Consider the following 10,299-nt stretch of genomic DNA (forward strand, 5'->3'; position numbering starts at 1 on the left):
GTTTACATGCTTGAAGTGATCACCGGCGCTATGGAGGCAGGAAAGACCTGGCTTTTGTACAAACGAATCAGCGATGCGAAACTCATGGGGAAAAAAGTTCAGGTTTTCGCGTTTCCGGTTCACGAGGGACACGTTGTTTCACGAGTGGGATTCAAATCGAAGGCGATTACGGTGCCCACGGTCGCAGAAATTGAATCGGCGTTGGAACCTGACGTGGGAACCGTCGCTATCGACGACGCTCAACTTTTTGAAGCGCAAGACCTGATCAATTTTTGTAACCGAAACCGAAAAAAAATTGAGATTATTATTGCTGGGCTTCAGCTTAATTCTTTTGGCGAAAATTTTGGAGCCATGGTAGAACTCATGGGACGCGCGGAAAATGTCACTGTTTTGCTCGGCGTGTGCGCAAAATGCAAAAAACAAACGGCGATCATTTCGCAGCGTTTTCGCGACAAAGAGCATACCGTTCCCATTACAAAAGATGATCCGAAAATTGAACTGCGCAAAGAGTTTTATGCGCCGGTGTGCTGGGAATGCTATCAACCGCCGGTTTAATCCGACAAAAAAAATGAAATCGAACCGATTTTTAAAATAAGGAGAAACATGACGTGCTACAAAGATTAATTGGCATCATCGGCATTTTCGTCCTTTTAGGTATTGCCTGGCTGCTTTCGAACAACCGCAGAAAAATTGATTACCGCGTCGTGGCTTGGGGCATTGCCTTGCAAATTCTTTTCGCTGTTATCATTTTGAAAACAGGCCCCGGGCAAGCGCTTTTTTTCTACGCGCGGGCATTCATCACCAAATTGCTCAGCTTCACCGACGCCGGCGCTTCATTTCTATTTGGCAATCTGTATCTGGGCGACCCGGGAATCGCAGAAAGCATGGGGCAGGGAGGCCCTTATCAGCTCTGGGATCCGGCCACTCAGCATTTCGTAAATATTGGTATCATCTTTGCTTTTCACATTTTGCCCACGATCATCTTTTTTGCCTCGTTCATGGCAATCATGTATCACTGGGGCATCATGCAAAAAATTGTCGAATTTTTCGCCTGGATTATGCGAATCACCATGGGCACCAGCGGCTCGGAATCCCTTTCTGCCGCCGGGAATATTTTTGTCGGACAAACCGAGGCGCCGCTGCTCATCAAGCCTTACATTTCATCGATGACAAAGTCCGAGCTAATGGCGATTATGACGGGAGGTTTCGCCACAATTGCCGGGGGCGTGATGGCGGCCTATGTCCGGTTCGGCGTTGACGCGGGACATTTGATGGCCGCCAGTGTTATGTCAGCTCCGGCGGCACTGGTAATGGCAAAAATTGTATTCCCTGAAGTCGATGAGTCCAAAACAAGGGGCGGCGTCAAACTCAAAGTGGAAAAGACAACGTCCAACGTCATCGACGCGGCAGCCAGCGGAGCCGCAGACGGACTGAAGCTTGCCGTGAATGTCGGAGCCATGTTGCTGGCATTCATCGCGTTAATCGCCATGCTCAATTTTTTCCTTGGCAAGATTGATGACATCGTGAATCTTGCCACTTTTCACCATACACATTTTGCCTGGGATTTGAGCCTGAAGAAAATTTTCGGCGTCATTTTTTCGCCCTTGGCGTTCGTCATGGGAGTAGATTTCAAAGACATCGGCGAATTTGGCAATCTCCTGGGAACGAAAATTTCTATCAACGAATTAGTCGCTTACGTGGACTTGGCCCAACTCAAGGGCGTAATTTCTGATCGCTCCTACACCATCGCCACTTACGCTTTGTGCGGTTTTGCGAATTTCAGCTCCATTGCCATTCAGATCGGAGGTATCAGCAGCATCGCACCTGAAAGGCGCCACGAACTTGCAAAGCTTGGCTTGAAAGCCATGTTTGCAGGAGCTCTGGCATCATGGCTGACAGCGACAATTGCCGGTATTTTGATATAAAAAATGGCACGCGGATTTCCGCGGATTACACAAAAAAGATTTAAGAAAATATGCCGGAACCACTCGAGCGGGCTGAGGGATGTTCCTTGTTTAATCAATTTTATTCATTGGAACTTGTCAGAAATTTAAAAAATTATTTTTGAAATTTCAAGTTTGCCGGCTAAAAGGTGTCAAATGGATGAAAAACAACAATTAGCAAAATCGCTTCAATTTATAAAAGACAAAATTGACATTCAGCCAGAATTAGCCATCATTCTGGGTTCCGGACTTGGCTCGCTGGCGGACACACTGGAAAACAGCACCGTCATTCCCACGGCGGAAATCCCGCACTATCCGATCTCTACGGTTCCGGACCACGCGGGAATCTGGGTTCTCGGATTTGTCAAAGATGTGCCCATTTTGGCACTCAAGGGCAGAGTGCACACTTACGAAGGTTACTCGGCGCGCAAAGTGACTTATTCCATTCGGCTCATGGCAAAACTCGGTATCGAAAAACTCATTGTGACAAATGCTGCCGGCGGCGCAAATCCCAATTTTTCTCCGGGCGACCTGATGGTCATTACCGATCACATCAACCTCTTATTCGACAATCCGCTCCTCGGAGACAATCAGGTTCCCGCGGAGCAGCGATTTGTTGACATGTCCGATGCTTACGACAAAACTTTCATCAAAAACACGCTCGCCTTGGGAAGCTCTCTCGGCATTCAACTGCAATCAGGAGTTTTGCTCACGTCCAAAGGGCCATCTTACGAAACAGCGGCAGAGGTTCGCATGGCAAAAGCTATCGGCGCCGATGCTTTGACCATGTCAACAGTGCCGGAGGTCATTGCTGCGCGGCAGCAAAATATCAGAACGCTGGGAATTTCTTGCATCACAAATTTAGCCACGGGAATTTCTCAGAAAAAATTGGATCACGAAGAAGTGCAGGAAACAGCCAATCGTATTAAAGATACATTTATTCGTTTAGTCAAAGAAATCATTGTCCACATGCCCGAGTGGTAACTCATCGAATACTTCTTTTTCACAGCAGCAAATTTGCATCACGTTTTTTTGCGAAAGGAATCCTCCTCATGCAGCCCTTGAATGAAATTATCAAAGCTGCCCACGGCGAACATCCCGTCGATTTGGCGCTCAAAAATGTCAATTTGATCAATGTGCTTTCCGGAGAAATTTACACCACAGACATCGCCATCCACGATGAACTCGTTGTCGGAATAGGCAATCATTACGACGCAAAAGAAACTCTGGATTTAAAAGGACTTTTTGCAGCGCCCGGGTTTATCGACTCACACGTGCACATCGAAAGCTCGATGGTCGTCGTGCCGCAATTTGCCCGGGCAGTCGTTCCGCTGGGGACAACTTCTGTCATCGCTGACCCCCATGAAATCGCTAACGTGATGGGCTACGAGGGCATTCGTTTTATGATGGAGTACGCCAAATACAATCCGCTCAATGTTTTTTTCATGCTGCCGTCCTGTGTCCCGGCGACAAATTTGGAAACCGCTGGCTCTCAATTGCGCGCTTTTGACATTTTTCCCTTTCTTCAGGAAAAATGGGTGCTCGGCCTCGGCGAAGTGATGAATTTCCCCGGCGTTATTCACGGCGATCCCGACGTGCTGGACAAAATAAAAATTTCCGCTGAAAAACGCATCGACGGACACGCGCCGGGCGTGACAGGCAAAGATTTGATGGCTTACATCGCCGCGGGTATTCTCTCAGACCATGAGTCAACCGAGCCCGAGGAAGCGATGGAAAAATTGCGCAACGGCATGTTCGTTATGATACGCGAGGGAACCGGCACCAAAAATCTCAACGCGCTGCTTCCCATCATTACACCGGAAAACAGCCGGCGCTGTTTATTTTGCACTGACGACCGCCATCCGCGGGACATTTTGGAAGAGGGACATATTAATTTCATGATTAAAACCGCCATCAAATACGGCATCAATCCGGTTGACGCCATTCGCATGGCGACGCTCAATTCCGCTGAATATTTTGGCCTGCGCAAATTGGGCGCCATCAAGCCGGGAAATTTCGCAGACATCGTCATTTTAGACGATCTGAAAAATTTCAACGTCAAAATGGTGCTGAAAAACGGCAGAATCGTCGCACGCGACGGCGAGGCAATTTATGATCCGCTGACTCGGCCGGAAGTCAAGTTGCGCAGCTCCGTGAATATCAAATTTCTGGAAGGCAACGAATTTCAAATTCCGGCCAAAGGGAAAAAATGCCGCGTGATCGAATTAGTCCGGGATCAAATTGTTACCCGAGAGTTCCTTACCGATGCGAAAATTACTGACGGCAACGTCGTTTCCGATCCGGAGCGCGATGTACTGCGACTTTTTGTGGTGGAGCGTCATCACGCGTCCGGAAATATCGGCAAGGGACTTGTTAAAGGTTTCGAATTAAAACAGGGTGCATTAGCCTCTTCCATTGGCCACGACTCGCACAACATCATTGCTGTCGGCGTCGACGACAAGGATATTCTTAAAGCAGTCACACAGGTCGACAAAATGGGCGGCGGATTAGCTGTCGCAGAAAAGGGTGAAATTCGGGCAGCGCTCGAACTGCCCATCGCCGGGCTGATGTCCAGCGAACCCATTGAGGTGGTAAATAAAAAAATGACCGCTCTGAACAATGCCGCTCGAAAATTAGGCAGCACGCTGAGCGATCCGTTCATGGCGCTGTCTTTTCTGGCGCTGCCTGTCATTCCCAAACTGAAACTCACTGATTTAGGATTGGTTGATGTGGAAAAATTCGATTTTGTGGATTTGTTTTTGTAAGTTTCGAGTTTACATATTTGATTAAAAACTTTGCACCTTAAATTACAGGAGTCCACCATGTTAGCCGAATTCAGCATCGCGCCTTTCGACAAAGGCGAAAGCCTCAGCGCTTACGTGGCGCAAATCATCGACTTGATCGACAAAAGCGGTCTGGACTACCGTTTGGGCCCCATGGGCACGACCGTCGAAGGCGATATTGACGAAATGTTTGATTTAATCAAAAAATGCCATTTGAAAATGCGCGAGATGTCGCGGCGCGTCATTACCCACATCGCCATCGACGACAGAAAAGGCGCAACTAATCGTCTCGAGGGAAAACCCAAATCCATCGAGGAAAAATTAGGCAGAAAAGTAAAAAGATAGAACATTATGAGCCAGGAATTCGTCTTAATTTTAGTAACTGCCTCGAAAAAGTCAGAGGCGGAACAAATCGGGCAGGCTGTAGTTGAAAAAAAAATAGCAGCTTGCTGCAATATCGTGGAAAAAATTTCTTCTATTTTTCACTGGAAAGGGGAAATCTGCCGCGAAGAAGAATGCTTACTGCTGATTAAATCGACGCGCGAGAAACTGGACGACATCGTCGCCGAAGTGAAAAATTTGCACAGCTACGAGGTGCCGGAAATCATCGCGCTGCCCATAATTGCCGGATCAGAGGGCTACCTGAACTGGGTGAAAAATGAAATCGGCTAAGCCCCAATTGATGCGATTGGAAAAATAAAATGAAAATCGTGATTTTAGGCGCCGGCTGCGGGATCCCGTCGCTGGAGTTCAGCGCGCCGGGGATTCTGCTGGAAACAGCCGATGGTCCTCTTTTATTTGACATGGGCCCGGGATCATTAGTCCGATTGCTAAAACTGGGCGTGAGCTACACGCAACTGCGCTGGGTTTTTCTGACGCATTTTCACTCGGACCACGCCGGCGATCTGGCGCCGCTGATTCAGGCGTTATGGACAACGCCGTTTTACGCACGGACAGAGCCGCTGACGATTTTGGGACCTATTGGATTAGACAAATTCTTGAGAAATCTGGCAGCGGCGTTCGGCGACTGGATTTACGAGCCGGAATTTCCGTTAGAAATCAAAGAGATGGAACAGTCGGTGTTTTCTCTGCCGTCGCTGCGCATTTCCACGAGCCCCATGAATCATGGCAGTAAAAATGCCGTGGGTTATCGCATTGAAGATGCAGCAGGAAAATCGATTGTCTATTCCGGCGACACTGACGTTACTGATGAAATTATCCATCTGGCGCACGAAGCTGACGCGCTCATTTTGGAATGCTCTTTTCCGGAAAAAAGAAAATTAGCAGGACATTTGATCCCTGAGGAAGCGGCGGAAATCGCCAAAGTCGCTCAATGCAAACACTTGATTCTAACGCATTTTTATCCGCCACAGGAGGAGTTGTTTGCCGAGATTCGCGAAGTCGTGCCTAAAATATTCAAAGGAAAATTGTCTTTGGCGCAAGATTTCATGACTGTCAGTGTTTAATTCTTGAATGAACCTTTTGCTGCCGGACTCAGAAGATAGCAAGTAAGAGTGAAAAATCCAAAGAAAATTGGTAGAGGGATGCTGCGCTCTCCGCGTTTCTGTGTCAATTTTTATTGCAATATTCAAAAAGAAATGCACTTATTTCAGCCTTGAACTCTCCAAGACTCAAAGGGCAAAAAAAAGAACCGATATATTCTCATCAACAAAGAAAAATTTTCAGCAAAAAAATTGTAGATACCTCTCTTCTACACGCATAAAATTTCGGTTCTGAATCGCTTAAAAAAATATATAAAGCCTGTTTTTGTTAAAAATTGTGCAAACGAAAACTCAACGACAAAAAACAGGCGGATAGTCCAATCAAGTATGATAACGTCATTTTTAAATGAGGGCTGCGCAAAGATTTTAATTAAAATTTGGCGCCTTGGAGTCTTGACGGCTGAATGACAAAAAAATAAAGAAAATTCATTCAAATAGAAGCGATGTACTTCATTCAAAAAGAAACTTTTCAGAAGCATCTGTTAAAGATTTCGATTCTCATTTCTTTGCTCATTCATTTTCTTTTTCTGCTGCTCTACCGTCCTATTTCGCAATGGCAGCTTTTTCCCATTGCCGAGCTTCTCAAGCAGGACAAGCCCAATGAAGTTGAAAAAAGAATCGAATTTGAGCTGGTGGAAACGCCGGAAGACGCCCGCAGCGAAACGCCGCCAGAAAACACAAATCTTGTTTCGGACAAAAATTCCCGTGCCAGAAATCAGCAGCAAAGGGCTGACTTGCCAGTCGGCGCCCCTTACGCGCGGGGCGATATGAATGTGCACGAATTGCCCACATTTGCTTCAATGGCAAGGCCTGCCAGCCCGGCGAACCAATCGGCGCAGCAACAAAATGAAGCAGAAAAACAACAGCAAGCAGATTTAAAAGACGGGTTTACATTTGAGAAATTCAGCCGCCAGCAATTGATAAAAAGAGACGCCAGAAAACAATTCAGCATGGCACAAACCCAATCCGCGAACAGACCCACGTACAATAATCAAAAATTTCGTGCCGAAGACCTCGGCGGTTTGACGTTTAACACTTATGCCTGGAATTTTGCGCCGTATATGCTGGGGATGAAGCGTAAAGTGGAGCGCAATATTTTTCCGCCACCCGCTTTCACGCGCATGGGACTGATCAGCGGTGAGACCATTTTGCGATTCAAAGTTTTGCCCGGCGGCGAAGTGAAAGATGTGGAAGTTTTACAATACAAAGGGCACAAATCCTTGAAGGAAACCAGCGTGCAGGCAATTTTGAACTCATCACCATTTAAGCCGCTGCCGGCTGATTTTCCGGAGAATTATTTGGAAGTTACAGCGAAATTCTCCTACTACATTCAGAGAAAATAAAATTTTTTAACAAATAAAAACGGAAACGAAAATATGCAAGAAACCTGGTTGTTTTTTGAACGCGGTGGAATCATGATGATTCCGTTATTGTTGTCGTCAATTATTGTATTAGCAATTGTAATTGAGCGCTCCATTATCCTGAGAAAGAAAAAAATACTAATCCCGGAAATCATTCGCGTCATCGAAGAGATCAAAAAGCCAGACGACATCCATCTGGCGATTTCTATCTGCAATCAGAATAAAGGCGCCTTTGCGAACATCATTCAATTGGGGCTTGAAAATAACGGCCTGCCGCGCGATGAATTGAAAGAATTAATTACAGACCAGGGCCGGCAGGAAGTTCGCTCGCTGCAAAAAGGACTGGTTATTATTGAAACGATTGCCGGCATCGCGCCGCTGCTCGGTTTGCTGGGAACTGTTTTGGGGATGATAAAAGTTTTCACCGTCATTTCAGAACAGGGACTGGGACAAACAAAAGCGCTTTCCGGCGGAATATCAGAAGCGTTGATTACCACCGTGGCAGGGTTATCCATTGGAATCGCTTCGCTCATTTTTTACAATTATTTTGCCGATAAAGCCGAAAATATGATCATGGACATTGAAAAATATACTTCAAAATTACTGCGCAAATTTGTGCGTTTTCAAATGGATACCGCGATCGACGAGGTGAAACATGCAGTTTAGTGAAAAAAAACAGCGAAAACCTATCATCAACATTACCTCTCTCATCGACGTGCTGTTTTTATTGCTCATATTTTTTATGGTCTCCTCTACTTTCGTAGAGCAGCCGGGTATGAAACTGGAGCTTCCGGAATCGAAATCCTCAACTGCGGAAAAAATCAAAGAATTGGTCGTGGAAATCACTGCCGATGGCACTTTACTTCTTAACGACAATCCGGTTTCCATGAACGATCTCGAAAATAAATTTAAGGAAATGTTACCCCGGCTGCAGGAAAAATCTCTTGTGTTGAAAGCTGACAAAACTATTCCTCACGGCACAGTAGTGAAAGTCATGGACATTGCCCGGTTGAGTGGATTGGAAAAACTGATTATCGCCACTACAGTGGAACAAAATTGACATTTCATGTTGCAACTTCTGTAATTAATCCGCTATTTTTTTTAACTAACTGTCTCACCTTAATACAATCTGACACTGACAATTTCCAACAGGCTGCTTCGCATTGGCTTACTTGAATTTGTTTATTATTTTGTTACCTATTAGCCAATAGCATATATTTAATATTCTGCGACAGTTACGTCACAAACATTACCCGTGCAATTAAGTTGCACTTATTCTTTTGAAATTATTGCATTTAATTTTGTATTGGTATGAAGTTTGCGTGTTAGGTGCCGGAATAAAAGAGGTGCGCCAACATGAAAAAATACCCCCCTTCTCAAACGATCAGAAATTTCATTATCTTTCTGTTTGTTTTATTCGTTTCAAATGCCTTTCCCCAAAGTTCAGACAATGTTTTCATTGCTAAACTTATTGATCCGAATTTCCGCGTTTACGTGGATGGTCTGCCTGACTCTGCAGCCAGGCACACTTCCATCGATCGGGTTACACTAACCACCGACCAAGCCGGCTGGTATAGGATATTCTTCCATCTCGCCTACAGCGGAGACGCCCAGCTTAATGAGCACGTTTTCGTTACTGTTGTTAATGGCGATTCTATAATCACGCCTTTGGATAAAAATCTGGGCATGATAAAAGTGCTCAGAGATACCTCGGCAGTGCCGGACACACTCTGGCGAAACACCGGACTTTTTTATCTTCTCCCCGGAGAAAATCAAATTCTCATGCACCACTACAATGCTGTTTTCAAAGAACAGACTTCGCGCCAGTTGGTCGCCAATGTGCCTGAATCTGAATTGATGGCTATCGTTGTCGGCGACAGCATTGGTGACAGACAAAGTGTGCACATTGACAGCATGATTATTTACGGACACCCAAATTTTCGCGCATTAACCGATCTGACCAAAAAGGACCGTTTCATTGATGCGGACGGAAGTAATACTTTATCTGTCGGGGACGTCATTGAGTACACAATAGAAATTTCTAACTCGGGCAAGGGGATCGCCCATGATATTTTTGTTACCGACACTATTCCTGCTAATACCGCCTACATTTCCGGCAGTGGGAGCACGACAAAAGGAACAATCCAAACTACAAGCCCTGTTTTTGAGGTTGAAATTGGCAACATGGCGCCCGGGAGTCAAGAAAGAGTTACCATCTCTTACCAAGTTCGCGTCACAAGCCCCACTGACAGCGTTAAAAATCAGGGGTTTTTAAACAGCGAAGAGAACGATTCCATTCCGACTGACGACCCGGACACGGACGAAGAAGACGATCCAACAATTACCGTTGTTCCGGACTTCACCGGCGCAACGGATCTTACAAAAAGCGATTCTTTTTTTGATGCTAACGATAACGGCAAAATCGATGCCGGCGACTCCATTCGCTACACCATCACAGTTAAAAATTCAGGCCAGGGAACTGCGCACAATGTAGTTTTTACGGATTCGATCCCCAATTACACGCAGTACGTGCAGGGTTCCGCTTTTACTTCCAAGGGCACAATAGCTGCCACAAGCCCTGTTTTGCGCGTAGAAATTGGCTCCGTTGCGCCCAATGAATCGGAAACGGTAACAATTTCTTTCACCGTGCTGGTCACTGAATCCATCACCATGGTCGCCAATCAAGGTTATCTCGATTCCGATGAAACAA

The 10,299-nt window shown here is 45.9% G+C and carries 11 protein-coding genes; all 11 read left to right on the forward strand.

Features of this window, described 5'->3' with window-relative positions:
* The first annotated feature begins 6 nt into the window (after positions 1 to 6).
* A complete protein-coding gene (locus tag GXO74_11480) occupies positions 7 to 555 on the forward strand; it encodes a hypothetical protein (protein ID NOZ62294.1) in 549 nt (182 codons plus the stop codon).
* A gap of 53 nt (positions 556 to 608) precedes the next feature.
* Complete coding sequence (locus GXO74_11485) at positions 609 to 1,925, forward strand: NupC/NupG family nucleoside CNT transporter (protein NOZ62295.1); 1,317 nt, start codon at positions 609 to 611, stop codon at positions 1,923 to 1,925.
* A gap of 174 nt (positions 1,926 to 2,099) precedes the next feature.
* Complete coding sequence (locus GXO74_11490) at positions 2,100 to 2,927, forward strand: purine-nucleoside phosphorylase (GenBank protein NOZ62296.1); 828 nt, start codon at positions 2,100 to 2,102, stop codon at positions 2,925 to 2,927.
* Between the two features lie 68 nt (positions 2,928 to 2,995).
* A complete protein-coding gene (gene ade, locus GXO74_11495; GenBank protein ID NOZ62297.1) occupies positions 2,996 to 4,708 on the forward strand; it encodes an adenine deaminase in 1,713 nt (570 codons plus the stop codon).
* Positions 4,709 to 4,765: 57 nt separating this feature from the next.
* Positions 4,766 to 5,071 (forward strand): MTH1187 family thiamine-binding protein, encoded by a 306-nt coding sequence (locus GXO74_11500; GenBank protein NOZ62298.1) that lies wholly within the window; start codon positions 4,766 to 4,768, stop codon positions 5,069 to 5,071.
* Positions 5,072 to 5,077: 6 nt separating this feature from the next.
* Positions 5,078 to 5,398 carry a divalent-cation tolerance protein CutA gene (locus GXO74_11505; protein ID NOZ62299.1) on the forward strand — a complete coding sequence of 107 codons (321 nt, stop codon included), beginning with the start codon at positions 5,078 to 5,080 and terminating at the stop codon, positions 5,396 to 5,398.
* A gap of 29 nt (positions 5,399 to 5,427) precedes the next feature.
* On the forward strand, positions 5,428 to 6,192 hold the full coding sequence (locus GXO74_11510) for an MBL fold metallo-hydrolase (protein ID NOZ62300.1): 765 nt from the start codon (positions 5,428 to 5,430) through the stop codon (positions 6,190 to 6,192).
* A gap of 479 nt (positions 6,193 to 6,671) precedes the next feature.
* The gene (locus tag GXO74_11515; GenBank protein ID NOZ62301.1) at positions 6,672 to 7,571 is read left to right on the forward strand and encodes an energy transducer TonB; all 900 of its coding nucleotides are present in this window, start codon (positions 6,672 to 6,674) and stop codon (positions 7,569 to 7,571) included.
* 33 nt (positions 7,572 to 7,604) lie between these two features.
* Positions 7,605 to 8,255 (forward strand): MotA/TolQ/ExbB proton channel family protein, encoded by a 651-nt coding sequence (locus tag GXO74_11520; protein NOZ62302.1) that lies wholly within the window; start codon positions 7,605 to 7,607, stop codon positions 8,253 to 8,255.
* A complete protein-coding gene (locus tag GXO74_11525) occupies positions 8,245 to 8,649 on the forward strand; it encodes a biopolymer transporter ExbD (GenBank protein NOZ62303.1) in 405 nt (134 codons plus the stop codon). Before GXO74_11520 ends, GXO74_11525 begins: the two co-directional genes overlap by 11 nt.
* 296 nt (positions 8,650 to 8,945) lie before the next feature.
* On the forward strand, positions 8,946 to 10,299 hold a 1,354-nt coding region (locus tag GXO74_11530; protein NOZ62304.1), incomplete at its 3' end, for a DUF11 domain-containing protein.

The sequence above is a fragment of the Calditrichota bacterium genome, from assembly GCA_013152715.1.
Taxonomy (GTDB): domain Bacteria; phylum Zhuqueibacterota; class Zhuqueibacteria; order Thermofontimicrobiales; family Thermofontimicrobiaceae; genus 4484-87.

Bases quoted from the DNA above. Each gene is read 5' to 3' on its own strand.
- GXO74_11480 (NOZ62294.1), top strand. From the start codon at position 7: ATGCTTGAAGTGATCACCGGCGCTATGGAGGCAGGAAAGACCTGGCTT.
- GXO74_11490 (NOZ62296.1), top strand. From the start codon at position 2,100: ATGGATGAAAAACAACAATTAGCAAAATCGCTTCAATTTATAAAAGAC.
- ade (NOZ62297.1), top strand. From the start codon at position 2,996: ATGCAGCCCTTGAATGAAATTATCAAAGCTGCCCACGGCGAACATCCC.
- GXO74_11500 (NOZ62298.1), top strand. From the start codon at position 4,766: ATGTTAGCCGAATTCAGCATCGCGCCTTTCGACAAAGGCGAAAGCCTC.
- GXO74_11505 (NOZ62299.1), top strand. From the start codon at position 5,078: ATGAGCCAGGAATTCGTCTTAATTTTAGTAACTGCCTCGAAAAAGTCA.
- GXO74_11510 (NOZ62300.1), top strand. From the start codon at position 5,428: ATGAAAATCGTGATTTTAGGCGCCGGCTGCGGGATCCCGTCGCTGGAG.
- GXO74_11515 (NOZ62301.1), top strand. From the start codon at position 6,672: ATGTACTTCATTCAAAAAGAAACTTTTCAGAAGCATCTGTTAAAGATT.
- GXO74_11520 (NOZ62302.1), top strand. From the start codon at position 7,605: ATGCAAGAAACCTGGTTGTTTTTTGAACGCGGTGGAATCATGATGATT.
- GXO74_11525 (NOZ62303.1), top strand. From the start codon at position 8,245: ATGCAGTTTAGTGAAAAAAAACAGCGAAAACCTATCATCAACATTACC.